Genomic DNA, 25,108 nt, shown 5'->3' on the forward strand with positions numbered 1-25,108 from the left:
CCCTACATCGCGTTCTCGATCCTGTTGTCGAGCCGGCCCCACATGCCGTTCGATCCGCCCCCAAGGCTCCGCAAGGAGACCATGATGGCAATGATGATCAAGGCCGCGATGAGCCCATATTCAATAACGGTCGCGCCGCGCTTGTCCGAGCGCAGGTTGCGACTCAGTTTACGGATAGCGATCACGCCACCCTCCTCTGGTCTTGGTCCACGCCGTAGGGTCTGACCATAAAACATTAAGATAAGATTGGTGAGGAAGGGTTAATTCGCGCCTAGCCCTGATCCTTGGTCCAGCCGAGGAAGTGGAGGATGTCGACCGCTTCCGCGGTGCGGCCCTCGACCGCGGCCGATTCGAAGGCGGCGGACGCTTTGGCCCAGCCAGTGCGCGTCAGCGGCATGCGAACGCTGTCCATCATATTCGTCGCGCCCATTGCGCGCAGGTCGCGGACGAGGTCGGCGAGCGCGCGATAGCGTAGCGTCACCCGGTCGATATCGACCACGGGCTGGTCGAACCCCGCTGCCGCCAGCAACGCGGTCAGCGTTGGGCCGTCGATGCGCGGATGGACGCGGGCGACCACCCGCCCGCCGTCGCGGTCCGCGGCGATGAGGCCGGCGCGCAACTGCGGCAGTAGTTCGCCGCCCGCCATCGCACCGATCAGGCAGGCACCGGCGCTCATCGAGCGGCGCAGCAACTGCAGGGCAACGGGCAAGTCGTTGACGGTGTCGAGCGTGCCGACGGCCACCACCAGGTCGTATCGGGCCTCGCCGAAGTCGTATCGGTCCTCGTCGCCTGCCGAGCCGCCCGCGTCGGCGGCGAACAGGCGGCCGGGATCGACAACGTCGACACTGCCCGCAAGCTGTTCCAGCGCGGCGCGCCAGCGGGGGGTCGGAACGCCGACCAGCAGCGCCCGGTCGAACGGGCGGGCGATCGCCTGCACCCGCTCCTGACAGTCTTCGAACGCGCGGTCGAGCAGGAACAGGTCGACGCCCTGTCGCCGGGCGCGGTCGCGGCGCAGGCGGCGCAAGTTTCGGTCGAAGGGTTCGCGAGTCACGCCGCGGCTTGTGCGTCGGCGAATTCACGGCGACAAGTCCGATGATGGGTGTCGGGCTTTGGTCACCATTGAAAGGCATGGCGCGGGTCGCGGTCGACTTCGCGCTGCCGCCGCGCTGTGCGGGGTGCGGCACCGTGGCGGACGAGCCCGATGCCTTTTGTCCGACCTGCTGGCCGTCGCTCGACTGGATCGGGCAGGGCGGGTGCGAGCGCTGCGGACTGCCGCTGGCCGCGACCGAGGCGGCGATGTGCGGGCGCTGCCTGGCCGATCCGCCGGGACTGGACCGCATCCGCGCGGCACTGGCCTATGACGAATTGCCGCGGCAGGTCGCGCTGAAGCTGAAATATGGGCGTAAGGTCGGCCTTGCGCGGACGATGGCGCGCTACATGGCGCCGTTGAAGGGCGAGCGGCCGGGCGAAGCGCTGGTGATGCCGGTGCCGCTGCATCGCAGCCGGTTATGGACGCGCGGCTTCAATCAGGCCGGGCTGGTGGCGCGCGAACTGGGCCGGATTTGGAAATATCCGGTCGATCCCTACATGCTTGAGCGCACCCGCAAGACGCCTCCGCTGAAAGGCATGAGCGGATCGGAGCGGAAGCGGACGGTCGCGGGGGCGTTTCGCCTGCGCGACGGCGTGTCGGTCAAGGGCCGCGACGTCATCCTGGTCGATGACGTCTTCACAACCGGGAGCACCGCCGAGGCTTGCGCCAAGGTGCTGCATCGGGGCGGGGCGCGGCAGGTGGAGCTTATTTGCTGGGCAAGGGTGGTGCATCCGGCGCAGTTGATGCGTTAGGGTCGGCAAGGACGAGAAGGAGGGCCGTGTGGCCAAAGTGGAAATTTACCTCAAGACGACCTGCCCCTACTGCATCCGGGCCAAGCGGCTGCTCGACATGAAGAAGGTCGAGGCGATCGAATATAATATCGATTACGGCGGGCCGAAGCGCGACGAGATGATCCAGCGCGCCGGCGGCCGATCGACCGTTCCGCAGATCTTCATCGACGGAAAGCATGTCGGCGGATGCGACGAGCTGATGGGCCTCGAATATGAGGGCAAGCTGGACCAGCTGCTGGCCGCATGAGCGTGCGGATCGCCCTTTATCAGGCGCAGAGCGGGATCGACCCCGCGGCCAATGCGGCGCGGCTGGTGAAGGCGGTCGAGGATGCCAAGGCGGGCGGCGCGGCGATGCTGTTCACCCCCGAAATGTCGGGAATGCTCGACCGCAACCGCGAGCGGGCGTGGGAGACGGCGAGGCCCGAAGAGGAGGATGTCGTGCTGGCGGCGGTCCGCGATGCGGCGGCGAAGGCGGGCATCTGGGTGCACCTCGGTTCGGTCGCGCTAAAGGTCGGCGGCGACAAGCTAGCCAATCGCGGGTTCGTCATCGACGGCAGCGGCGGCATCCGCGCGCGTTATGACAAGATCCACCTGTTTGACGTCGACCTGCCGACCGGCGAGAGCTGGCGGGAGAGCGCGATGTACCGGGCGGGAGAAGGTGCGGCGATCGTGCCGGGCACACCGGTCGGCAAGCTGGGCCTCACGATCTGCTACGACCTGCGTTTCCCCGAACTGTTCCAGCGGCTGAGCGATGCCGGGGCCGATACGATTGCGGTGCCGGCCGCCTTTACCGTGCCGACGGGCAAGGCGCATTGGCAGGTGCTGCTGCGCGCCCGGGCGATCGAGGCGGAAGCGTTCGTCGTCGCCGCGGCGCAGGCCGGGCATCATGAGGACGGGCGCGACACCTATGGCCATTCGCTGGTCGCCGATCCGTGGGGCGAGCTGGTGGTCGAGATGGGCGGCGAGCCGGGACTGGCGTTCGCCGAATTGAACATGGCCCGCATCGCCGACGTGCGCGCCCGTATCCCGGTGCACCAGCATCGGCGCGCCATCGCCCCGCTCTCCGATTGACCGCTTCCAAGCCGCAACGTAACGGTGCCAGCGCTGGCATGGCCCCGTAGCTCAGCAGGATAGAGCATCAGATTCCTAATCTGAGGGCCACTGGTTCGAATCCAGTCGGGGTCACCAGCGGCCAAGGAGGCGCTTTCGATGTTCGACCGGCTGTTTCACGACCATCCCCGATCAATCGGCATGAGCTATGGCGAACATGGCAAGGGCGCGGCTGCGATCGGGCTGGCAATGATCGTCGGCGGGGTCGCCTGCCTGGTCCATGCCGCCGTCCCCGGCCTGTTCAAGGATACCGCCAGCCGGATGTTGGGAAAACTGCACCGCGACACTACATCGCGCAGTGCCCGCCATTTTCCCGATTTCGAGATCTGACCCATGAGCGATTTGCCCAGCCCCGACGACGGCGACCTGATCCGCCCCCAGCCCAAGATTGCCGTCCCCGACGACGTTTCAGACGCGGTCAGGACGTTGATCCGCTGGGCCGGCGATGATCCCGAGCGAGAAGGGCTGCTCGACACACCGGCGCGCGTGGCGCGGGCGTGGAAGGAATATGCGCGGGGCTATGAGGAGGATCCGTCCCATCACCTGACGCGGACCTTCGAGGAGGTCGGCGGCTATGACGAGATCGTGCTGCTGAAGGACATCCCATTCCAGTCGCACTGCGAACATCATATGGCGCCGATCATCGGCAAGGCGGCGATCGCCTACCTTCCGCGCCATCGCGTGGTCGGCATTTCCAAGCTGGCGCGCGTCCTGCACGGCTTCGCCCGGCGGCTGCAGGTGCAGGAACGGCTGACCGCGCAGGTCGCCGATTGCATCTGGAGCCACCTGGAACCGCGCGGGGTCGCGGTCGTGATCGAAGCCAGCCACGCCTGCATGAGCGCGCGCGGGGTCAACACGCCGGGCGTGCTGATGACCACCAGCCGGATGATGGGCTGCTTCCGCGACGACGAGCGCAGCCGCAAGGAAGTGCTTGCCCTGATGGGATATTGATTACGGTTAGTGTCTGAAAAGACACGAATAACCGCTTGGCATTGCTATACCGATGCGCTAGCGCAACGATCGTCATTCCATTGTATCGGGGGCGCGTTGTGTTTGGGTCCGTTGAGGGTGACGAGGGATCGATGGAGTGCGGTCTGCCCGATTCCGGGCGCTTGGAAATCCTGTCGGCCCACCAGCCTGAGTCTCTGCTCGACGATGCCGAGCTGACGGCGATGACCCGTTTTGCCGCAAAGCTGTGCGGCACGGAAACCGCGCTGGTCAGCCTGGTCGCCGACGATCGCCAGTTCTTCCTCGCGCGCGAAGGACTGGATGCCAGCGAAACGCCGCGGTCGATGAGCTTCTGCCAGCACGCGATGGTCCTCGACGAGGTAATGCAGGTGCCCGACGCGACGCTGGACGAGCGGTTCGCCGACAACGCACTGGTCACCGGCGCGCCCTTCATCCGCTTTTATGCCGGCGCACCGTTGGTGTCCGAAGACGGCGCGCCGCTGGGGGCGCTGTGCGTGATCGATCCGGCGCCGCGCCTTCAAGGATTGACCGACCTGCAGCGCGACGGGCTGAGCGTCCTTGCGATCGCGGTGATGCGCCGCCTGAAGGAGCGGCGCGCGCTGGCGGAGGCCGGCAAGGCGCTGGCGGAAAGCCGCAACCGCTTCGACGCGCTGGCCGATGCGATGCCGCAGATGGCCTGGTCGACCCCGCCCAACGGCATGACCGATTATTTCAACGCCCGCTGGTATGAGTTCACCGGGGTGAAGGAAGGCGAGCACGACGGGACGGGCTGGCTGGACGCGCTGCACGTCGACGATCGCGACGTGGCGAACGAGGTGTGGACCAAGGCGGTCGAAAGCGGCGAGCCATACGAGGTAGAATATCGGCTGCGCCGCCACGACGGCGAATATCGCTGGACGCTGGCGCGGGGCCTGCCGATCAAGGACGACGACGGCAAGGTCGTTCGCTGGTTCGGCACCAACACCGACATCCATGAGCGCAAGATGCTGGTGGAAAGCCAGAAGCTGCTGAGCCGCGAGCTCAATCACCGCATCAAGAATATCTTCAGCGTGATCGGTGCGCTGGTCAATTTTTCCGCCCGCGAGCATCGCGACCATGCCCCGCTGGCCGGCGTGATCAGCGAACGGATCGCGGCATTGGGCAAGGCCCACAGCTATGTCCGGCCAGAAATGGAGGGCGACAGCGGGCCTGCGGTCACCTTCCGCCGTTTGCTCGACGACCTGATCGAGCCGTATCGCGACCTTGCCGGGCCGCGGCTGACGATCCGCGGCGAGGATTTAGCGCTGGGCCAGGAGAGCCTGACGCCGCTGGCGCTGGTCTTCCATGAGCTGGCGACCAACGCGGTCAAATATGGTGCGTTGTCGGCGGAAGACGGGCGGGTGACGGTGGAGGTTCGGCGTGACGGGGATAATGTGCTGCTCGACTGGAGCGAACAGGGCGGCCCGGCGCTGACCGGCGAGGGCGGCACGAACGGCTTCGGCAGCCAGCTGGTCGATATCAGCATCCGTCACCAGCTGGGCGGGCGATACGAGCGCCATTGGCACGAGGGCGGCCTGAAGGTCAGCATCGTCGTCCCGGCGACGCGGATTTAGGTCCGAACCCTTCGGGTCGGCGTATCCCGCGCAGGGACGGACGCAGCCGCGCTGGTCAAATCATGCAAATGGGGGAAGCCACGCAGGCGATGGACGGCGATCGAACTATCATCATCATCGGCGGGGGCTTTTCCGGCGCCGCGCTGGCGATCCAGCTGGCGGCGCGCGGCATCCCGTCGACGATCGTCGAAGCCCGGGGCCAGGTGGCGCGGGGCGCGGCCTATTCGACCCGGGACGACGAACATCTGCTGAATGTGCCGGCGGGCAAGATGAGCCTGTGGCCGGGCCGGCCGCACGATTTTGCCGAGCATGTCGAGGAAGACGGGCTGGGCCCGCAGGATTTCGTCAGCCGCCGCCGCTTTGGCGAATATGTCGCGGCCGAACTGGCGCGGGCGGCGACGGTCGGATGCGTCCGCGTCGTGCGCGACCGGGCGGTCAGCGCACGGCCCGACGGCGAAGGCTGGAGCGTAACGCTGGCCAACGGCGATCGGCTGGACGGTGCCGGACTGGTGCTGGCCAACGGCAACCAGCCGCCGTCCCCGGTCCCGGTCGACGGCCTGGCGGATGAACGGCGGATCGACAATCCATGGAGCCCCGAAGGACGGGCGGCGATCGCGCGACTGGCGCAGAGCGGCGCGCCGCTGCTGCTGCTCGGCACCGGCCTGACGATGGTCGATGTCGCGCTGACGTTGGACCGCGCAGACTATGCCGGCCGCGCGACGGCGCTGTCGCGGCGCGGCCAGTTGCCGCGGGCGCATGTTGCGCAAGCGCTGACGCCGTTGCCGACCCCGATCGACGAGGTGCCGGCGTCATTGGCGGCCATGGTCGGCTGGCTGCGCGCCCGTGCGGAGAAAGCCGACGACTGGCGCGCGGCGATCGACGGGATGCGGCCGGTGACCCAGGCGATCTGGCAACGGCTGAGCGTGTCGGAGCAGTCGCGCTTCCTGCGCCACTTGCGGCCGTGGTGGGACGTTCACCGCCACCGCATCGCGCCGCAGGCAGCGGCGGTGGTGGAAGCGATGGTCGGCGACGGCCGGCTGGAGATCGTCGCCGGGCGGGCGGTCCGGGCGATCGAGGCCGACGGGCTGGCGCGGATCGAGGTCGCGCGGCGCGGCGGCGGCACGGGCGTGGTCGAAGCCGCCGCGGTGATCAACTGTACCGGACCCCTGGCGAGTTTGGCCAAGGCGGACGATCCGCTGCTGCAGCAGATGCTTGGCGACGAACTGGTGATGGTCGATGAACTGGGGATCGGCGTGAAGGTCGACGAAGGCGACCGGCTGGCGGGCCTGCAGCGCGCATGGGGCATCGGCCCGGTGACCAAGGGCAAGCATTGGGAAATCACCGCCGTGCCCGACATTCGCCTGCAGGCGGAGCGGATCGCGGGCGACATCGCGGCGAACCTAGCTGTAACCGTTTAACCGATCTGGCACAAAACGTTTGACATCGTCACGCTCATCTGGCACTAAACAGGAACAGTGAAGAATTGCGATGCGGCGGGACTGCCTCTAGGCCTCCCGCCGTTTTCGTTGGGGCTGGTGACGTCATGGCGTCGCCGGCCTTTTTGTTTGGGCGGGAGCGGGCGGATGGCGAAGCGGCGGGTGAAGAGCGATCGCTGGAGCGCCCGGGCCGAGGCGATGTTCATCGCGACGCTGGCGGAAAGCTGCAACGTCACCATGTCGGCGGCTGCCGCGGGCGTGTCGGTGAGCGGTGCTTATCGGCGGCGGGCGAAGGACGCGGCGTTCCGGGGAAAGTGGGGCGAGGCGCTGGCGACCGGCTATGCGCAGCTGGAGCTTGAAATGCTCGAGCGGGCGCTGAAGGGCAAGGACAAGGCGGTCACGATCGCGGGCGAAAGCCGGATCATCAGGGAATATGACGACCGCGTCGCGCTGGCGCTGCTGAAGATTGCGACCTGAGCGAAGGTCGAATAGGCAGGTGACATGAACGGGTATCGAGTTTTGTTTGCCGCACTGGCGCTGGCTGGATCAGGTCCATCATTCGGCCAGTCGGCCAGTCCGGACCGAATGATCTTCTTCGACTGGGGCAAGAGCGAGTTGAGCGGCGACGGCAAGGCAACGCTCGACCGAATTGCGACAGAATTTGCCGCCAGCGGCAAGGCGCAACTGACCCTGAGTTCGCATAGCGATCGGTCGGGAAGCAGCATCGTCAACCTGGCAATGTCTCGAAAGCGGGCGGAGGTGGCTGCTGCCTATCTAGAATCAAAGGGCATTGCGCCCGCCGCCATCCGGATCGTCGCCGTTGGGGAAGCGGACCAGCTTATTCAAACCGACGATGGCGTTCGCGAAATTCAAAACCGTCGGATCGACATCCAATTCTGATTGGCGCGACGTATAGTCAGGCCAGTTCCAGCTCCGGCTTCTCAACCTTCGCCCGTTCGAGCAGGGGCTTCAAATATTGGCCAGTGTAACTCGCCGGATTGGCCGCGACTTGCTCGGGCGTACCCTGCGCGACGATCTCTCCGCCGCCGACACCGCCGTCGGGCCCAAGGTCGAGGATATGGTCCGCGGTCTTGATGACGTCGAGGTTGTGCTCGATCACGACGACCGTATTGCCCTGCTCGACCAGCGCGTGGAGCACCTCTAACAGCTTGCGCACATCTTCAAAATGAAGGCCGGTCGTTGGCTCGTCGAGGATGTAGAGCGTGTTGCCGGTGGCACGGCGCGAGAGTTCCTTGGCGAGCTTGACGCGCTGCGCTTCGCCGCCTGACAGCGTGGTCGCCTGCTGCCCGACCTTGATGTAGCCGAGGCCCACCTCAGCGAGCATCGCCATCTTGTCGCGGATGCCGGGTACCGCCTTGAAGAATTCCACTGCGTCGTCGACCGTCATGTCGAGAACGTCGGCGATGCTTTTCCCCTTGAATTTCACTTCGAGCGTTTCGCGGTTGTAGCGCTGGCCGTGGCATACATCGCAGGTGACATATACGTCCGGCAGGAAGTGCATTTCGATCTTGATGAGGCCGTCGCCGCTGCAGGCTTCGCAGCGCCCGCCCTTGACGTTGAAACTGAAGCGACCGGGCTTGTAACCGCGCGCCTGGCTTTCCGGCAGGCCGGCGAACCAGTCACGGATGTTCGTAAACGCGCCAGTGTAGGTCGCCGGGTTGGACCGCGGCGTGCGACCGATCGGCGACTGGTCGATGTCGATGACCTTGTCGAGATGTTCGAGGCCACTCACCTTGTCATGCTTGCCCGCGAGCAGCCGTGCGCCATTGAGCTGGCGCGCCGCGGCAGCATAGAGGGTGTCGATCGTAAAACTCGATTTGCCCGATCCGCTTACCCCCGTAATGCAGGTGAACGTACCAAGCGGGATCGACGCGGTGACATTCCGCAAATTGTTTTCGCGGGCACCGTGCACCGTCAGTTTCTTGCCGCTGCCTTTGCGACGCTTGGCGCGGATGGGGATCGAACGGCGGCCGGAGAGATAGTCCGCCGTAAGGCTTTTCTCGCAGGCCATGAGCTCGTCCAGCGTACCCGCGCAGACCACTTCGCCGCCGTGAACGCCGGCTCCGGGCCCCATGTCGATTACATGATCGGCCGTGCGGATAGCGTCTTCGTCATGTTCGACGACCAACACGGTGTTGCCGAGACCGCGAAGGCGTTTCAGCGTTTCGAGCAGCCGGTCATTGTCCTTCTGGTGAAGACCGATCGACGGTTCGTCGAGGACATACAGGACGCCCGAAAGCCCCGAGCCGATCTGGCTGGCGAGGCGAATGCGCTGGCTCTCGCCCCCTGACAGCGTGCCGCTGGTCCGGTCGAGGTTGAGGTAGTCGAGCCCGACGTTGTGCAAAAACCCCAGGCGCTCGTTGATCTCCTTCAGGATCGCCTTGGCGATTTCGCGCTGCTGCGGCGTCAGCTTTTCCTCAAGATTGCCGAACCATTCGAAGGCATCGACGACCGAGCGACGGGCCGATTGGCTGATATCCTCGCCGGCGATCTTGACCGACAAGGCTTCTGGCTTGAGCCGCGCGCCGTGGCAGACCTCGCACGGATGCGAGGCCTGATATTTCGACAATTCCTCGCGCATCCACGCGCTTTCCGTCGACAACATGCGCCGCTCAAGGTTGCCGATAACCCCTTCGAACGGCTTCTTCACCTCATAGCTCTTGCGACCGTCAACGAAGCGTAGCGTAACCGGCCTTCCCTGTGTTCCACGCAAGACGACGCGCTGGGCCGTTTCGGGCAAATCCTTCCACGGCGTATCGAGCGAAAAGCCATAGGCGCGTGCGAGGCTTCCCAGGACCTGCATGTAGTAAGGCGATGGCGGCTGGCTTTTCGCCCACGGCACGACCGCGCCCTTCTGGATGCTTAGCGCGTGATTGGGGACCACCAGGTCCTCGTCAAATATCAGCTTCTCGCCAAGACCGTCGCAGGCGGGGCAGGCACCTTGCGGTGCGTTGAACGAGAAGAGGCGCGGTTCGATCTCAGCGATCGTGAAGCCGCTGACCGGGCACGCGAATTTCTCCGAAAAAACGATGCGACCGGGAACGCCGAAGTCCAGCTTCATGCCCGACTGCTGGTCGCCATCCTTGGGCGGATCGGCCGGATCGAGGTAGGCGAGGCCCTCGGCCAGCTTGAGCGCGGTTTCGAAGCTGTCGGCGAGGCGGCTTTCTATTCCTTCGCGGACGACGATGCGGTCGACCACGATTTCGATGTCGTGCTTGTATTTCTTGTCCAGCGCGGGCGCTTCCTCGATCGGATAGAATTCACCGTCGATGCGGACGCGCGTGAAGCCCGCTTTCTGCCATTCGGCCAGTTCCTTGCGGTATTCGCCCTTTCGGCCACGTACAACCGGCGCAAGCAGGAAATGACGCGAGCCTTCGGGCAGCGCCATGACGCGATCGACCATCTGGCTGACCTGCTGCGCTTCGATCGGAAGGCCGGTGGCCGGCGAATAGGGAACGCCGACCCGCGCCCATAACAGGCGCATATAGTCATAGATCTCGGTGACCGTCGCGACCGTCGATCGCGGATTGCGGCTAGTGGTCTTTTGCTCAATCGAAATGGCGGGCGACAGGCCGTCGATGTGCTCGACGTCCGGCTTTTGCATCATTTCGAGGAACTGCCGGGCATAAGCCGACAATGATTCCACGTAGCGGCGCTGCCCTTCGGCATAGATGGTATCGAACGCCAGGCTCGACTTCCCGCTGCCCGACAAGCCGGTGATGACCGTCAGGCTCTCACGCGGGATGTCGATATCGACGCCTTTGAGGTTATGTTCGCGGGCACCCCTTACGGAGATGTGAGTCAGCATAGCGGCCAATATGTTCCATATTTGTTCACGCGCGACAAGAGGCCGCGTCGGACGAAAAGCGGTTTCGGCTAAATGGGGTTCCCTGCCGCCGAATCAAGCGGATAGCGGGCGATGGGCTCGTAGGTTGCGCCGTGCTTGCCGAGAATGCTTTCGTACAGCGTGACGTGCCCAATACGCTGGCTTGGTGACGTAAGGTCCGCGTGCTCTTCCAGCCATCGCTGCGCATCGTCCGACCGGTTGCGGCGGCGGGCTAGCGTGATGTGGGGCAGATAGGCGCGGCCCTCTGGCTGCAATCCGCATTGCACCAGCAGTCGATCGATTTTTCGGTGGAGCGCTTCCAGAGGCTCGCGGGGCGTAACGCGGGCGAACAGCGCGGACCGGGCGCCGTGATCGAAAATCCCTACGCCTGACAGCTGGACCTGCGGTGCCGGTGCGCGCAGCGTCTGCAGCGCCTGGGCAATATCCTCAGCCATTCTCACTTCGACTTCGCCGATGAACCGCAGCGTGATGTGCAACTGGTCGTCGTCCTGCCAAGCCCATCCTGCCGGTCCACGATACATCGCCGACAGGCACATTTTCCTGACGTCGGGCGGCGGGCGAAGGGCGACGAACAATCGATGCATGTCCATGTCGCTAGTCGAAATGGCAACGGCCCGCGACGGGTTTTCCTTGAACAAGGGGCGAACATTGCCGATATATTGTCGGTGAGGGCTCTTTCCTTCGCATAGGGAGTGGAAATGCAGAACCAGTTTGACGAACGGACCACCGGCGGCTTCGGACAGCCCGGCACGGTTAGCGTTCCCCGCGCAGCCCGGGACGAAGGCCTGCGGTCGTACATGCTCAAGGTCTACAACTACATGGCCTCGGGCGTTCTGCTGACCGGTATCGTCGCCCTGCTGTTCGCCAACAGCAGCCTGTTCGTGCCGGTGATGACGTCGCCGCTGCGCTGGCTGGTCGCGCTTGCGCCGCTCGGTTTCATTTTCGCGATGAGCTTCGGTTTCAACCGCATGAAGGAATCGACGCTCCAGATTCTGTTCTGGTCGTTCGCCTTCGTGATGGGCCTGTCGATGTCGACCATCTTCGCGGTGTATACCGGAACGTCGATCGCCCAGGCCTTCTTCGCAGTGTCGGCCGGTTTTCTTGGCCTCAGCCTGTGGGGCTATACGACCAAGAAGGATCTGTCGGGTTTCGGCACCTTCCTGATCATGGGCCTCGTCGGCCTGCTCGTCGCGATGGTGATCAATATCTTCCTGCAGTCGAGCACGCTGCAGCTGGCGATCAGCGCCATCGGTGTCCTGATTTTCGCGGGGCTCACCGCCTATGACACGCAGAAGATCAAGTCGATGTACGCTTATGTCGCGGGCACCGACATGATGGGCAAGGTCGTGATCATGGGGGCGCTGAACCTCTATCTCGACTTCATCAACATGCTGATGTTCGTGCTGCGCCTGTTCGGCGACCGCCGCTAAGCGCTAGGCACTTGCCAACTTGGGGCCCGGTGGAGCGATCCGCCGGGCCTTTTATTTGAGGTTCGCGCGGAAGAAGGCGAGGGTGCGTTTCCACGCCAGGTCGGCAGCCGCCTTGTTATAGCGCTCCGCCGACGTGTCGTTGTTGAAGGCGTGATTGACCCCGGGGTAGTCGAATACCTCGACCTTCTTGCTCGCCGCCTTGAGCGCGGCGACCCACGGCTTGCCGGTCTGCGCGACGCGCGTGTCGAGGTCGGCATAGTGAAGCAGCATCGGTGCCTGTACCTTGACCGCTTCCCTGGGATCGGGCGCCGGGCCGTAATAGCTGACCGCCGCCGAAAGGTCGCGACCTGCCGCAACGGCCAGACGATCGACGAAGGCGCCACCCCAGCAGAACCCGACTGTCCCCACCTTTTTGCCGGTAGCCTTTTTCAGCGCCTTCAGGTGTGCGACGGCGTGAGAGACTGATTGTCCGAGGTCGAGCTTACCAATCATGTCGCGGGCGACATTTTCGTCGCTGGGGGTGCCGCCCAACGGCGACAGGAAATCGGGCGCGATCGCCGGAAATCCGGCCACGGCCAAGCGGCGGGTGACGTCGCGGATATGGTCGTTGAGCCCACGATTTTCGTGGATCACGATGACCGTCCCCAGTCCCGACTTGCGGACAGGCGTGGCGCGGTAGGCCCGGTAGGTCGGGATGCCGGGCAATGGCAGCTGGATCGACTGCGCCTTGATGCGCGGATCGCCTTCTGCAACCAGCGCTGCCGCGGCGGGCGACGCAGCGATGGCTGCGATCATCAGCTCCGCGGCGGCGGCGCTGCCGGCGATCGCCGTCATCCTTGCGATGAAGTCGCGGCGATCCATGCCATCGTGCGTGAAGCGGTCATAGAGGTCGATGGCTTCCTGGCTGATCCGGTCGTTCATCACGCGTCCTTCCTGGCGTTCATCTCGGCGATCAGGCCCTCGTCGATGGCCTTGCCGCGCCGATAGGCCTCTCGCGCCGCCAGTCGGTCGGCATAGTGCTTTAACGGCGGCAGCGGGGTCATCGTGCCGAACTGCGTGCCCCACAGAACCTGGCTGCCGACATAGACGTCGGCAGCAGTGAAGCGCGATCCGCAGACATAGTCGTTGTTCGCCAGATGATCGGCCAGCGTTACCAGCGCTTCATCGTACGTGCCGTAACCGAACATGCGGCGTCGCTCGGGCGACGGGTCCCAGCCGTTGGCATGGTTGGTCACCGCCTGCTCGATCGGGCCCGCCGCAAAGAACAGCCAGCGATAATAGCCCGCCTTTTCATCGTCGGTCGGGCCGAGCCGCTTTTCGGGAAAGACGTCCGCCAGATAGGCGATGATGGCCGCGCACTCGGTAATCGTGCGCCCTCGATGCACCAGCGTCGGCACCTTCATCATCGGATTGACCGCGCGATAGGCCTCGTCGTGCATCGTCGCATAGTCTACGATGTGCGTATCGTAAGGCTCGCCAACCTCCTCCAGTATCCAGCGGACGATCTGACCGCGGCTCATTGGGTTGGTGTAGAAGGTCAGCGCAGCCATCAACGGTCTCCTTTTGCCTAGCGACGATCTCCGGCGCTTTTGTCGCGGGCGGCGCGGAATTCGCTGTCCGCGCTCCAGTTCGGCCATTCACGGCCATTCGCAAGGCGCATGCCCAGCGCGTGGAGCAGCCGGGCGTCGTCGACCATCCCGCTGAAATCCCAGTCTGGCGACCATTCGTCGTCGGGCTGGTGATAGCGCTTGGCGGTATAGTCCTTGGCGATCGCCTCACCGCGCGCCAAGCCTCCGTTCACCAGGTCGCCACCCGACTTGAACGAGATGGCCGGCACGCCGACCTTGGCCATGGTGAAGTGGTCGGAGCGGTAAAAACCGCCCGTCTCCGGATGCCGGTCAGGGGTGAAAGTCCGCCCAAGCTTCGCGCCCTCCTCGACCAGATCGTCGAGCAGGCCAAGCTTTGCAGTGCCGGAGATCGAAAAGTCCTTGGCCTGGCCGAAAACCCCCATCGAATCGGTGTTCAGCACGCCCACCGTCTTGCCCAGCGGATAGAGCGGGTTCGCCGCATAATATTCGCTGCCCAGCAGGCCCTTCTCCTCGGCCGTAACGGCAAGGAAAACGACCGACCGCTGCGTGCGCGGTTCCGACGCGAAGGCGCGGGCCTGTTCGATCAGCTGTGAAATGCCCGTCGCATTGTCGAGCGCGCCATTATAGATGGCGTCGCCGTTCGCGTCGGGCTGCCCGATGCCCAGATGATCCCAGTGCGCGGTGTAGAGTACGGTCTCGTCGGGATGGGTCGTGCCGGGAAGCAGGCCCACGACATTCTGCGACGTAATCACCTGCGCGTCGGCGTTGCCGTGCGCCGTGAACCCCGCCTTGAGCGCGACGGGCCTGAAATCCTTGCGCTTGGCCGCCGCTTTCATCGCGTCGAACGTCGTGCCCGACGCTTCGAACAGCTTGGCCGCCAGGTCGCGCTGGATCCAGCCTTCGACCGGCGGATGCTCCGCTTTGGGATCGGCGCGAACGATGTCGAACATCGTGTTGGTGTTGCTGTTCTTGACCGTCGCCCAGCCATAGGATGCCGGTTCGGTTTCGTGGATGACCAGAACCCCGGCTGCACCCTGACGGGCACCTTCTTCATATTTGTAGGTCCAGCGGCCGTAATAGGTCATCGCCTTTCCGCCGAAATCGCCTTCGCCCCCTTCGAAGTCGGGGTCGTTGACCAGCATGACCAGGACCTTGCCCTTCAGGTCCATGCCCTTGAAGTCGTCCCAGCCGCGCTCGGGCGCTTTTACGCCATAGCCGACGAACACCATCGGCACGTCGGTCATCGCGATTTGCTTGTCGCCGTTGGTCGGCGCTCGGGCGGCAATCTCATTGCCCTGCGTCAGGTCGATCTGCTGGCCGCCGATATGGACGGCAAGGTGCGGCGTAGCGGCCCAGTTGGACTGCAGCAGCGGAACCGGTTGCGTCCAGGTGCGGCGACCGTCGACCACCGCACCGCCGGGATGGAGGCCCGCCTTGGCGAACTGGTCGACGATATAGGCCACCGTTTTCTGCTCTGCGGGCGAATTGGGTGCACGGCCCTCGAACGCATCCGATCCGAGGACTTGCACATGTTGCGAAAGGGCTGCCGGATCGAACTGGAACGGGGCCGCTGCCGGCGCCAGGGGCGCCGTTGCAACGGTGGTGCAGGCGGTTCCGGCAAGCGCGGCAACGGCGATCAGGGAAAGGCGGGACAGGCGCATGTTGGCTCCTCAGGCAATCGGGGGTCGCCTGCAGATTAGCGCCTGTCCCGCTGTTGGCTAGGCCTCCGGTGCTGCGGTTTTCTTGCCGCGACCGGCCGACGCCGATTTCTTGGCCTTTGCGGCCCCTTTCGGCGCCTTCGGAGGGGCAGGGACGATCTCGAATGACGGCTGCCCGTCCTTCAGATGCACCTTGACCTCGCCGCCGTCGACCAGCTTGCCGAATAGCAGCTCCTCGGCCAGCGGCTGCTTGATCTTTTCCTGCACCAGCCGCGCCATCGGCCGTGCGCCGTAGAGCTTGTCGTAGCCCTTCGACACCAGCCATTCGCGGGCATCATCGTCCAGTTCGATATGGACGCCGCGGTCGGCCAGCTGCAGTTCCAGCTGCAGGATGAACTTGTCCACGACCCGCGCAACGACGGCCGGCGGCAGGTAACCGAACGGCACCACTGCATCCAGTCGGTTGCGGAATTCCGGCGTGAACATCTTCTTGACCGCGTCTTCCTGCGCATCCTCGCGGCTCATCGCGCCGAAACCGATGCTCTCGCGCGCCATATCCGCCGCGCCGGCATTGGTGGTCATGATGAGGATGGTGTTGCGGAAATCCACCGTCTTGCCGTGGTGGTCGGTCAGCTTCCCGTTGTCCATCACCTGCAGCAGGATGTTGAACAGGTCGGGGTGCGCCTTTTCGATTTCGTCGAGCAGTAGCACGCAATGCGGATGCTGGTCGACCGCATCGGTCAGAAGGCCGCCCTGGTCATATCCGACATAGCCCGGGGGTGCGCCGATCAAGCGGCTGACCGAATGGCGCTCCATATATTCGGACATGTCGAAGCGCTGCAGCGGAATGCCGAGGATCGACGCCAGCTGGCGCGCGACCTCGGTCTTGCCTACGCCGGTCGGACCGCTGAACAGGTAATTGCCTATCGGCTTGTCCGGGTCGCGCAGGCCCGCGCGACTGAGCTTGATGGCCGACGACAGCTTCTCGATCGCCAGGTCCTGGCCGAAGACCACGCGCTTCAAATCCGCTTCCAGCGTTTCGAGCACGCGCTTGTCGTCGTTCGATACCGACTTGGGCGGGATGCGGGCCATCGTCGCGACGACGGCTTCGATCTCCTTGGTGGTGATCGTCTTCTTGCGGCGCGAGGGCGGCACCAGCATCTGCATCGCGCCGACCTCGTCGATCACGTCGATCGCCTTGTCGGGCAGCTTGCGGTCGTGGATGTAGCGCGACGACAGCTCGACCGCCGACTTTATTGCGTCGCTGGTGTAGCGGACGCCATGGTGCTGCTCGAACGAGGAACGAAGGCCGGCAATGATCTTGATCGTGTCCTCGATCGTCGGTTCGTTCACGTCGATCTTCTGGAACCGGCGCAGCAGCGCGCGATCCTTTTCGAAGTGGTTGCGGAATTCCTTGTAGGTGGTCGAACCGATGCAGCGGATCGCCCCCGACGACAGGGCAGGCTTCAGCAGGTTCGATGCATCCATCGCCCCGCCGCTGGTCGCGCCCGCACCGATGACGGTGTGGATCTCGTCGATGAAGAGAATGGCGTGGGGCAGCTTTTCAAGCTCCGACACCACCGCCTTAAGCCGCTCTTCGAAGTCGCCGCGATAGCGCGTGCCCGCCAGGAGCGCGCCCATGTCAAGCGAATAGATGGTCGCCGGCTTCAGCACGTCGGGTACGTCGCCTTCGATGATCTTGCGCGCGAGGCCTTCCGCAATCGCGGTTTTGCCGACGCCCGGATCGCCGACGTAGAGCGGGTTGTTCTTCGACCGGCGGCAGAGGATCTGAACCGTGCGGTCGACCTCGGCCATGCGACCGATGAGCGGATCAACCTTGCCGGTCCGCGCCTTTTCGTTGAGGTCGACGGTAAACTGCTGCAGCGCGCTTTCCTTCTTGTCGCCCTGCTTGGTTTCGGTCTTTTCCTCGGTGCCCTGCGGCGGCGTGGGCTCGCTGGTGATTTCGCCCTTGCCGACGCCGTGGCTGATATAGGTCACCGCATCGAGGCGGCTCATGTCCTGCTGCTGCAGGAAATAGACGGCATAGCTTTCACGCTCGTTGAACAGCGACACCAGCACATTCGCGCCCGTCACCTCGTCGCGCCCCGACGACTGGACGTGCAGGATCGCGCGCTGGATGACCCGCTGGAAGCCGCTGGTCGGGGTCGGATCGGTCGCACTATCCGACACCAGCGCGCCAAGCTCGCTGTCGAGGTACTGCTTGACCGTAGCCTTCAGTTCTTCGCGGTTGACCCCGCACGCCGTCATCACCTGGCTGGCATGCGTATCGTCCACCAGTGCCATCAGGAGGTGTTCAAGCGTCGCATATTCGTGGCGACGCTTCGACGCTTCGCCCAGGGCATTGTGGAGGGTGGTTTCGAGGTCACGCGCAAAACTGGGCATTCGGGGCTTCTCCTTACCCGTCCAATGTCGTGAGAGAGGGCGACCCGATCAAGGGCCGTGCGGCGCAAAGGTCGGTCAGGCTACCGTTTGAACAGCGCATCGGCGGCGCTTTTGTGTTGGTCGACGGCGGACATATGCTGCTCGACGCGCTGGATTTCCGCCTTGAGCGTCTCGATCCGCTCGGCAAGCTCGTCCTGCGACAGCGGCCCGAGGTCTTGCCGGACGAGTTGGCTGAGCGGGTCGCTCGGCCGGCTGGAGAAGAAATCATCATCGTCCATCACCGCCAGCGTTGACCCGCGCCGTCCCCAAGTCAATAAGTTTGCGCTCAATCGTTGGAACCGGGGCCAGTCGATGAGTGAAGTAATCCCAGACGTCATGCGCGCCATTGAAATCGCCGCGCCGGGCGGACCTGAAAACCTCAGATTGACCGAGCGTCCGACGCCCCGACCCGGCAAGGGCGAGTTGCTGGTCAAGGTTGCGGCGGCGGGGGTCAACCGGCCTGACGTCCTGCAGCGGATGGGCGTTTATCCCCCTCCGCCGGGCGCGAGCGATATTCCGGGGCTGGAGATTGCCGGAACCGTGGTCGATGCGGGGCCGGGTTCGACCCATATGATCGGGACGCGGGTGTGTGCGCTCGTCGCGGGCGGCGGCTACGCCGACTATTGCGTCGCGCCCGCCGGAACCTGCCTGCCGGTCCCCGAAGTGCTGCGCATGACCGAGGCCGCAGCCATGCCGGAAACGCTGTTCACCGTCTGGGTCAACCTGTTCGAACGCGGCTTCGCGGCGGACGGGGATACGGTGCTGGTTCATGGTGGGACCAGCGGCATCGGCACGATGGCGATCAAGCTCGGCACCCTGCTCGGGCTGGACGTCATCGTGACCTGCGGCAGCGACGAAAAATGTTCCGCGGCCAAGGCCTTGGGTGCCATCCATGCCATCAACTACAAGGCGCAGGATTTCGTCCAGGAAGTGCAGGTCCGAACCGGCGGCAAGGGTGTCGCGGTCGTCCTCGACATGGTCGGCGGCGACTATGTCCCGCGCAACCTGCAGTGCCTGTCCGACGATGGCCGCCATGTGTCGATCGCCTTCCAGCGCGGGCCCAAGGCCGAAGTGTCCATCGTCGACATCATGCGCCGCCGCCTGACGCTGACCGGATCGACGCTGCGCGACCGCGACATCGCCTTCAAGACGATGGTCGCGGACGAGTTGGCGCGCACGGTCTGGCCCTATGTCGAGGGCAACCGTCTGAAACCGGTGATGGACCAGGTCTTCCCGCTCGAAGCCGCGGCTAAGGCCCACGCGCGGATGGAATCCGGTGACCATGTCGGCAAGATCGTGCTACAGATGACCGCATGAGCGGGATGATCCTCCACGAATATGCCGCCTCCGGGAACTGCTACAAGATCCGGCTGACCGCCGCCCACGTCGGCGTGCCCCTCGAGCGGCGCCAATATGACATCATGAAGCGCGAAACCCGGACCCCGGAATTCCTCGCCAACGTCAATCCCAACGGCCGCATTCCCGTTCTGCAGGACGGCGACCGTTTCCTGGCCGAAAGCAATGCAGCCTGCTTCTACCTCGCCGACGGCAGCGATCTCATCCCGGCCGACCGCTACGACCGCGCCGACATGCTCCACTGGATGTTCTGGGAGCAGTATAACCATGAGCCCAATATCGCGACGCTGCGCTTCTGGAAGGGCTGGGTCGGCCTCGACGCGCTGACCGATGCCCAGCGCATGCAGATCGTCGGCAAGCGGGAGGCGGGCCTCGCCGCGCTCGACCTCATGGATCGTCACCTTGACCGGCATCGCTGGCTCGCGGGCAACCGTTTTACCGTCGCCGATATCTGCCTGTTCGCCTACACCCATGTCGCCGACGAAGCCGATTTCGACCTAGAGGCTTACCCGGCGATCGTGCGCTGGATGGAAGCCATAATGTCGATGCCGCAACATATCTCGCTCGACGCCTAGACTCTTCGGCCCCGCCGGATTAAATCGCGCTCCATAGTCGGCCGCTCCGGGAAGGGGCGGCCTCATCTGTTTCTAGGGAGTGCCATATGGCCCAGCCGCTCATGCCGCATGCGACCGCCGCCTGGCTGGTCGACAATAGCTCGCTCACCTTCACCCAGATCGCGGAATTCTGCGGTCTCCACGTGCTCGAAGTGCAGGCGATCGCCGACGACACTGCCGCGACCAAGCTGACCGGCCGCGACCCGGTTCGTTCAGGCGAACTCACGCACGAGGAAATCGAGCGTGGTCAGGCTGATCCGGATTACGCCCTCAAGATGATCAAGGCGCCCGACGCGGTCACCCGTACCAAGGGCCCGCGCTATACCCCGGTGTCGAAGCGCCAGGACAAGCCGGACGGCATCGCTTGGATCATCCGCAACCATCCGGAAGTGTCGGACGGCCAGATTTCGAAGCTGATCGGCACCACGCGCACCACCATTGCGGCGATCCGCGACCGGTCGCACTGGAACATGGCCAACATCCAGCCGAAGGACCCGGTGACGCTGGGCCTCACCTCGCAGCGCGAGCTCGACGCGGCGGTGGCCAAGGCGCAGAAGGCGGCCGGCATGGAAGCGCAGGGCGATACCCGCCTCGACAGCGACCGCGAAAGCCTGATTACGCAGCTGCGCGCCGAGCGCGAGCAGCACGCTCGTGACGCCGAAGCCGCGCTGGCGGCGGAAGCGGGCATCGATACCTCGGATGAAATCGTCCCGGGCATCAAGGACCCGTTCAAGCATTGATTAGCGTCGGCTGACCCGCCAGAGTTGCGCCATGAGCGAAAACGACATCGAGCAAATGAGTTTCGAGGCGGCGTTGGCCGAGCTTGAAACCATCGTCCGCACCCTGGAGCAGGGGCAGGCGCCGCTGGATGAATCGATCGAGCTTTACCAGCGCGGCGACCGGTTGAAGCGGCACTGCGAAGCGCGGTTGAAGGCTGCCCAGGCGCGGATCGAAAAGATCGCGCTAGGGCCTGATGGCCAGCCGAGCGGAACGTCGGCGTTTGATGCAGGCTGAGCGGGCGATGGGGGCCGTCGATCTCAAGGCCGAAGCGGCGCATGTGGCCGGGCAGGTCGATGCCCTGTTCGAACAGTATCTGGCCGATCCCGGCGACGGCCGCGACCGCTTGTTCGCAGCAATGCGCCATGCCGGCGTCGGCGGAGGCAAGCGCCTCAGGCCGCTGCTGACCGTCGCGACGGCGCGGCTGTTCGGCATCGCTGAAGATCGCGCCGTGCGCGCCGGTACGGCCATCGAGGCAATCCACGTCTATTCGCTGATCCACGACGACCTTCCTTGCATGGACGACGACGACCTGCGCCGCGGCAAGCCGACGGTGCACAAGGCCTTCGACGAGGCGACGGCAGTACTGGCCGGCGACTGTTTCCACGACCTGGCCTTCGAAATCCTGGCCGATCCGGCGACCCATGAAGATCCCTTCGTCCGGTCCGACCTGGTGATCGAACTGGCGCGCAAGTCGGGTCCGCACGGTATGGCCGGCGGCCAGGTTCTCGACCTCGTCGCGGAGGGCCGACAACTCGGCATGGGCGAAATCACCCAGCTGCAGCGGCTCAAGACCGGTGCGCTCATCGAATATGCGGTCGAGGCCGCCTGCATCATGGCCAAGCTCCCGCCGGAAGGTCGAACGTCCTATCGCGGCTATGCCCACGACGTCGGGCTCGCGTTCCAGATTGCGGACGACCTGCTCGATCATGCCGGCGACGAAGAGGCGGCGGGCAAACGCCTTCACAAGGACGCGGATGCGGGCAAGGCGACCTTCGTGTCGCTGCTGGGTGAAGAGCGCGCGCGGCAGCAATGCGCGATGCTGGTCGATCAGGCGATCGGCCACCTGCACGGCCATGGTGAGGAAGGCGACCTGCTTCGCGCCATCGCCCGCTACGTCAACGAAAGGGACCGCTGATGTCCGGCCGCACACGCATCGGCGTCTATCCCGGGACCTTCGATCCGATCACGCTGGGCCATCTCGACATCATTCGCCGCGGGGCGCATCTCGTCGACCGGCTGGTCATCGGCGTGACGACCAACCCTTCCAAATCGCCGATGTTCACGGTGGAAGAACGACTGGCGATGGTTCGCCGCGAAGTGGCCGACATCGATCATATCGAAGTGGTCGAATTCGATTCGCTGCTGATGGACTTCGCCGAGGGGCAGGGGGCTTCGCTGATCCTCCGCGGGCTGCGCGCAGTCGCCGACTTCGAATATGAATATCAGATGGCGGGCATGAACCAGCAGCTCAACGACCGTATCGAAACGGTCTTTCTGATGGCCGATGTCTGTCTGCAGCCGATCGCGTCAAGGCTAGTGAAAGAAATCGCCCGTTATGGCGGCTCGATCGACAAGTTCGTGACGCCGGCCGTGGCCGCGGATGTGACCGCCAAGCTCGGCTCGTCGAAATAGGGTGGCATAGCCCATGTGGACGCGATAGGGCGCGGCCAGTGGGGCGGGAGGTCTGAATGACGAAGAACCTGTTTGCGTTGTCCGTTCTGGCTGTGTCGGCGCTGGTCGCCGCGCCTGTCGCTGCCAAGAAAAAGCCTGCCGAAGCGCCCGTCGCCGCCGTGTCGCCCCTAGTGGTTCCGGCCGCGGTCGCCGCCGATCCGGCCAACAAATGGACGCTTGAACTTTCGAATGGCGGCCGGGTGGTCATCCAGCTCCGCCCGGACATCGCGCCCAACCACGTCTACCGCATCCAGCAGTTGACGACGCAGGGCTTTTACAACGGGCTCAAGTTCCACCGCGTCATCGCCGGGTTCATGGCCCAGGGCGGCGATCCGCGCGGCACCGGGGAAGGCGGGTCGCCGCTTCCCGACCTCAAGGCCGAATTCAACAACATCCCCCACATGCGCGGTGTGGTGTCGATGGCGCGCGCGGAGAGCCCGGATTCGGCCAACAGCCAGTTCTTCATCATGTTCACGCCGCGCTTCAGCCTCGACCATAAATATACCGCCTTCGGGCGCGTGATCGAAGGCATGGCGGCCGTCGACAATATCGCCATGGGCGAGCCGCCGTTGGATCCGACCACGATCGTTCGAGCCAGCATCGGCGGACCGTTGCCGGCCCCGCCTGCAACCGCGGTCGCTGCGCCGGCACCGGCGTCGGCACCAGCCCCGGCAGAGACCCCGCCCGCCCAGTAATGCGCGTCGACCTTTTCGATTTCGACCTGCCCCAAGACCGGATTGCGTTGCGGCCCGCCCGGCCGCGCGATTCCGCGCGCATGCTGCTGGTCGACGGGGGTCGGATCGAAGACCGGATGGTGCTCGACCTGCCGCAACTGCTGCAGCCGGGTGACGTGCTGGTTTTCAACGACACCAAGGTGATTCCAGCCCAGCTTGAGGGTAAGCGCGGCGACGCCAGCATCGGCGCGACCCTCCACAAGCGCGAGCATCTTCGCAGTTGGTGGGCCTTCGTCCGCAATGCTAAGCGGGTGCGCGACGGCGATGTCATAGACTTCGGCCGTGGCGTTGAGGCATCCGCCGTCCGCCGCGACGAGGCGGGTGCGATCCTGCTTCATTTTCACGGCGACGAGCCGGTTGAGGTCTTGCTGGAACGGGCGGGTCAGATGCCGCTGCCGCCGTACATCGCCAGCAAGCGCGGCACCGACGAGGCCGACCGGGCCGATTACCAGACCATGTTCGCGCGCGAAAAAGGGGCCGTCGCGGCCCCGACCGCCGCACTGCACTTCACCGACCGCCTGATTTCCGCCCTAGACGAACGCGGCGTCAGCCGGGAGACGCTGACCCTGCACGTCGGCGCAGGCACCTTCCTGCCGGTCAAGGCCGACGATACCGACGATCACAAGATGCACGCCGAATGGGGCCGCATCGACCAGGCGCTGGCCGACCGTCTCAACGCCGCGCGGGCAGCTGGCGGCCGCATCATCGCGGTCGGCACGACGTCGCTGCGACTGCTCGAGAGCGCCGCGGGCGACGACCATATTGTCCGCCCGTTCGAAGGCGACACGTCGATCTTCATCACGCCGGGCTATCGCTTCAAGGCGATCGACGGGCTGATGACCAATTTCCATCTGCCCAAATCGACGCTGTTCATGCTGGTCAGCGCGCTGATGGGGCTCGACACGATGCAGGCGGCCTACGCCCATGCCATTGCCGGCAATTACCGCTTCTACAGCTACGGCGACAGTTCGCTGCTGCTACCCTAATCGCCCCCCGCGCACGTCGAGCCAGTGCGACAGGTCGCGGTCCAGCAACCGGCCGAGATGCGCGATGTCATCCTTCAGCGTGTCGCGAATTTCCTGCTGGACGCGAAGCGGGATCGGCTGCTTGACCGCGGGAACCTTGTTCCAGCGCAACAGCCGCTTGCGGATCGAAAAGATGCGCGTCGCGACGGCATCCTCTTCATCGCCCGACAATGACTTTTCCCGCTGGGCGAAATGCTTGCCCGCAAGATAGGTGCGCGCGAACTTGGGCGGCCGCTTCAACAGTCGCTGGAGCCAGAAATAGCGGAAGCTCTGGCCTCCACGTTTCGATTTCAGCTCTATCCCGTCGACCGGCTGGAAGCCGAGGAAATCGATCAGCCGGAGATATTGTCCGGGCGAGTCCGACACCAGGTCGTCGAATACCGATACGAAGCAGCGATCGCGACCGATCAGGTCGAACATTTTCTGGGTGTAGGTGCCGAGCTTGCCGCCTTCATCATACCGCAACCAGCGCGGTTCCAAGCAACTGGACGGGATGCGGCGTCCAGCCGCACGATCGGCGACGGCATCCCATGCCTCTTCGAAGCTTGGGATGTTTTCGTCGCCCGTTACGCGCAGCCGTTGGTGCAGCGAGGGCAGCATGCTCATCGGATCGCGAACGGCGATGACGAACTTGGCATTGGGCCAGAACCGCAATGCCGGTACCAGTCGTTCGGGAATGTAGAGATAACTCACCGACCCATCGAGCCCGGCGGCTTTCTCTTGGCCCTCGCACTGGCTGTAGAAGCGGTCGAGGAACTCGCGCTCGATCAGCTCGCGGGCGGCCGCATCGTCCATCGCCGTCAAATCATATTGGGCGAAGAAATGCGGTTCCTTGACGAAAGGGAAGCAGATTTCGGGCTGTTGCTTTAACCATGACGACAGGGTGGTGGTGCCGCAGCGCGGACCGCCGACGATGAACACCATATTGGGAAGCTGCTCGATCCGCATGGCGG

General features: G+C 64.6%; 28 protein-coding genes and 1 tRNA gene. 19 read left to right on the forward strand and 10 right to left on the reverse strand.

Annotation, left to right across the window (positions count from 1 at the left end):
* Positions 1 to 2: 2 nt before the first annotated feature.
* On the reverse strand, positions 3 to 185 hold the full coding sequence (locus tag G570_RS06800) for a Flp family type IVb pilin (protein ID WP_037500473.1): 183 nt from the start codon (positions 183 to 185) through the stop codon (positions 3 to 5).
* Positions 186 to 271: 86 nt separating this feature from the next.
* Positions 272 to 1,051 carry a class I SAM-dependent methyltransferase gene (locus G570_RS06805; RefSeq protein WP_051504124.1) on the reverse strand — a complete coding sequence of 260 codons (780 nt, stop codon included), beginning with the start codon at positions 1,049 to 1,051 and terminating at the stop codon, positions 272 to 274.
* Between the two features lie 44 nt (positions 1,052 to 1,095).
* On the opposite strand from G570_RS06805, the gene G570_RS06810 reads away from it, so the two are divergent.
* The 10 genes from G570_RS06810 to G570_RS06855 all read left to right on the forward strand — a co-directional run bounded on the left by G570_RS06810 (position 1,096) and on the right by G570_RS06855 (position 7,888).
* Positions 1,096 to 1,842, forward strand: coding sequence for a ComF family protein (locus G570_RS06810; protein ID WP_037503950.1), 747 nt, complete (start codon positions 1,096 to 1,098; stop codon positions 1,840 to 1,842).
* A 28-nt stretch (positions 1,843 to 1,870) separates the two neighbouring features.
* A complete protein-coding gene (grxC, locus tag G570_RS06815; RefSeq protein ID WP_037500476.1) occupies positions 1,871 to 2,128 on the forward strand; it encodes a glutaredoxin 3 in 258 nt (85 codons plus the stop codon).
* Between the two features lie 2 nt (positions 2,129 to 2,130).
* Positions 2,131 to 2,952 carry a carbon-nitrogen hydrolase family protein gene (locus G570_RS06820; RefSeq protein WP_037503951.1) on the forward strand — a complete coding sequence of 274 codons (822 nt, stop codon included), beginning with the start codon at positions 2,131 to 2,133 and terminating at the stop codon, positions 2,950 to 2,952.
* A 40-nt stretch (positions 2,953 to 2,992) separates the two neighbouring features.
* A tRNA-Arg gene (locus tag G570_RS06825) sits at positions 2,993 to 3,069 on the forward strand.
* A gap of 21 nt (positions 3,070 to 3,090) precedes the next feature.
* Positions 3,091 to 3,321, forward strand: a complete 231-nt coding sequence (locus tag G570_RS06830; protein ID WP_037503952.1) for a DUF6356 family protein — start codon at positions 3,091 to 3,093, stop codon at positions 3,319 to 3,321.
* A 3-nt stretch (positions 3,322 to 3,324) separates the two neighbouring features.
* Positions 3,325 to 3,942 (forward strand): GTP cyclohydrolase I FolE, encoded by a 618-nt coding sequence (gene folE / locus G570_RS06835; protein WP_037500479.1) that lies wholly within the window; start codon positions 3,325 to 3,327, stop codon positions 3,940 to 3,942.
* 98 nt (positions 3,943 to 4,040) lie between these two features.
* The gene (locus tag G570_RS06840) at positions 4,041 to 5,552 is read left to right on the forward strand and encodes a PAS domain-containing protein (protein ID WP_245600269.1); all 1,512 of its coding nucleotides are present in this window, start codon (positions 4,041 to 4,043) and stop codon (positions 5,550 to 5,552) included.
* 68 nt (positions 5,553 to 5,620) lie between these two features.
* Positions 5,621 to 6,970, forward strand: coding sequence for an FAD/NAD(P)-binding protein (locus G570_RS06845; RefSeq protein WP_051504126.1), 1,350 nt, complete (start codon positions 5,621 to 5,623; stop codon positions 6,968 to 6,970).
* 165 nt (positions 6,971 to 7,135) lie between these two features.
* Positions 7,136 to 7,465 (forward strand): hypothetical protein, encoded by a 330-nt coding sequence (locus tag G570_RS13165; protein ID WP_051504127.1) that lies wholly within the window; start codon positions 7,136 to 7,138, stop codon positions 7,463 to 7,465.
* A gap of 108 nt (positions 7,466 to 7,573) precedes the next feature.
* On the forward strand, positions 7,574 to 7,888 hold the full coding sequence (locus G570_RS06855) for an OmpA family protein (RefSeq protein ID WP_037500485.1): 315 nt from the start codon (positions 7,574 to 7,576) through the stop codon (positions 7,886 to 7,888).
* Positions 7,889 to 7,904: 16 nt separating this feature from the next.
* Here the strand turns inward: G570_RS06855 and uvrA are convergent, their stop codons facing one another.
* Positions 7,905 to 10,817 (reverse strand): excinuclease ABC subunit UvrA, encoded by a 2,913-nt coding sequence (gene uvrA, locus G570_RS06860; protein ID WP_037500487.1) that lies wholly within the window; start codon positions 10,815 to 10,817, stop codon positions 7,905 to 7,907.
* Positions 10,818 to 10,885: 68 nt separating this feature from the next.
* Positions 10,886 to 11,440 (reverse strand): RNA 2',3'-cyclic phosphodiesterase, encoded by a 555-nt coding sequence (gene thpR, locus G570_RS06865; RefSeq protein WP_037503955.1) that lies wholly within the window; start codon positions 11,438 to 11,440, stop codon positions 10,886 to 10,888.
* A gap of 114 nt (positions 11,441 to 11,554) precedes the next feature.
* On the opposite strand from thpR, the gene G570_RS06870 reads away from it, so the two are divergent.
* Positions 11,555 to 12,286, forward strand: coding sequence for a Bax inhibitor-1/YccA family protein (locus G570_RS06870; RefSeq protein ID WP_037500489.1), 732 nt, complete (start codon positions 11,555 to 11,557; stop codon positions 12,284 to 12,286).
* 51 nt (positions 12,287 to 12,337) lie between these two features.
* Here the strand turns inward: G570_RS06870 and G570_RS06875 are convergent, their stop codons facing one another.
* The 5 genes from G570_RS06875 to G570_RS06895 form a co-directional block, all read right to left on the reverse strand.
* A complete protein-coding gene (locus G570_RS06875; RefSeq protein ID WP_037500492.1) occupies positions 12,338 to 13,207 on the reverse strand; it encodes a dienelactone hydrolase family protein in 870 nt (289 codons plus the stop codon).
* Positions 13,207 to 13,836, reverse strand: a complete 630-nt coding sequence (locus G570_RS06880) for a glutathione S-transferase N-terminal domain-containing protein (protein WP_037500495.1) — start codon at positions 13,834 to 13,836, stop codon at positions 13,207 to 13,209. Before G570_RS06880 ends, G570_RS06875 begins: the two co-directional genes overlap by 1 nt.
* A gap of 17 nt (positions 13,837 to 13,853) precedes the next feature.
* On the reverse strand, positions 13,854 to 15,536 hold the full coding sequence (locus G570_RS06885; protein WP_037500497.1) for a M28 family metallopeptidase: 1,683 nt from the start codon (positions 15,534 to 15,536) through the stop codon (positions 13,854 to 13,856).
* 57 nt (positions 15,537 to 15,593) lie between these two features.
* Positions 15,594 to 17,936 (reverse strand): ATP-dependent Clp protease ATP-binding subunit ClpA, encoded by a 2,343-nt coding sequence (clpA, locus tag G570_RS06890; protein ID WP_037500500.1) that lies wholly within the window; start codon positions 17,934 to 17,936, stop codon positions 15,594 to 15,596.
* Positions 17,937 to 18,016: 80 nt separating this feature from the next.
* Positions 18,017 to 18,214, reverse strand: coding sequence for a DUF1192 domain-containing protein (locus G570_RS06895; protein WP_037500502.1), 198 nt, complete (start codon positions 18,212 to 18,214; stop codon positions 18,017 to 18,019).
* Between the two features lie 73 nt (positions 18,215 to 18,287).
* On the opposite strand from G570_RS06895, the gene G570_RS06900 reads away from it, so the two are divergent.
* The 8 genes from G570_RS06900 (at position 18,288) to queA (ending at position 24,116) form a co-directional block, all read left to right on the forward strand.
* Entirely contained in the window at positions 18,288 to 19,292 is a 1,005-nt protein-coding gene (locus G570_RS06900; RefSeq protein WP_037500505.1) for an NAD(P)H-quinone oxidoreductase, read from the forward strand.
* The gene (locus tag G570_RS06905) at positions 19,289 to 19,906 is read left to right on the forward strand and encodes a glutathione S-transferase family protein (protein WP_037500507.1); all 618 of its coding nucleotides are present in this window, start codon (positions 19,289 to 19,291) and stop codon (positions 19,904 to 19,906) included. Before G570_RS06900 ends, G570_RS06905 begins: the two co-directional genes overlap by 4 nt.
* A gap of 86 nt (positions 19,907 to 19,992) precedes the next feature.
* On the forward strand, positions 19,993 to 20,685 hold the full coding sequence (locus G570_RS06910; RefSeq protein ID WP_051504129.1) for a DUF1013 domain-containing protein: 693 nt from the start codon (positions 19,993 to 19,995) through the stop codon (positions 20,683 to 20,685).
* A 31-nt stretch (positions 20,686 to 20,716) separates the two neighbouring features.
* Positions 20,717 to 20,959: an exodeoxyribonuclease VII small subunit gene (locus G570_RS06915; RefSeq protein ID WP_037500510.1), complete on the forward strand. Its 243-nt coding sequence runs from the start codon at positions 20,717 to 20,719 to the stop codon at positions 20,957 to 20,959.
* A 7-nt stretch (positions 20,960 to 20,966) separates the two neighbouring features.
* A complete protein-coding gene (locus G570_RS06920; protein ID WP_037500512.1) occupies positions 20,967 to 21,860 on the forward strand; it encodes a polyprenyl synthetase family protein in 894 nt (297 codons plus the stop codon).
* A complete protein-coding gene (gene coaD / locus G570_RS06925; protein ID WP_037500514.1) occupies positions 21,860 to 22,357 on the forward strand; it encodes a pantetheine-phosphate adenylyltransferase in 498 nt (165 codons plus the stop codon). Before G570_RS06920 ends, coaD begins: the two co-directional genes overlap by 1 nt.
* 56 nt (positions 22,358 to 22,413) lie before the next feature.
* A complete protein-coding gene (locus G570_RS06930; protein ID WP_037500517.1) occupies positions 22,414 to 23,091 on the forward strand; it encodes a peptidylprolyl isomerase in 678 nt (225 codons plus the stop codon).
* Positions 23,091 to 24,116, forward strand: a complete 1,026-nt coding sequence (gene queA / locus G570_RS06935; RefSeq protein WP_037500518.1) for a tRNA preQ1(34) S-adenosylmethionine ribosyltransferase-isomerase QueA — start codon at positions 23,091 to 23,093, stop codon at positions 24,114 to 24,116. The genes G570_RS06930 and queA overlap by 1 nt, the downstream gene beginning before the upstream one ends.
* Here queA and G570_RS06940 read toward each other — a convergent pair.
* Positions 24,108 to 25,103, reverse strand: coding sequence for a sulfotransferase family protein (locus G570_RS06940; protein WP_037500519.1), 996 nt, complete (start codon positions 25,101 to 25,103; stop codon positions 24,108 to 24,110). The genes queA and G570_RS06940 overlap by 9 nt on opposite strands.
* Positions 25,104 to 25,108 lie beyond the last annotated feature (5 nt).

Origin of the sequence: Sphingomonas jaspsi DSM 18422, assembly GCF_000585415.1 — a bacterium.
Lineage (GTDB): Bacteria > Pseudomonadota > Alphaproteobacteria > Sphingomonadales > Sphingomonadaceae > Sphingomicrobium > Sphingomicrobium jaspsi.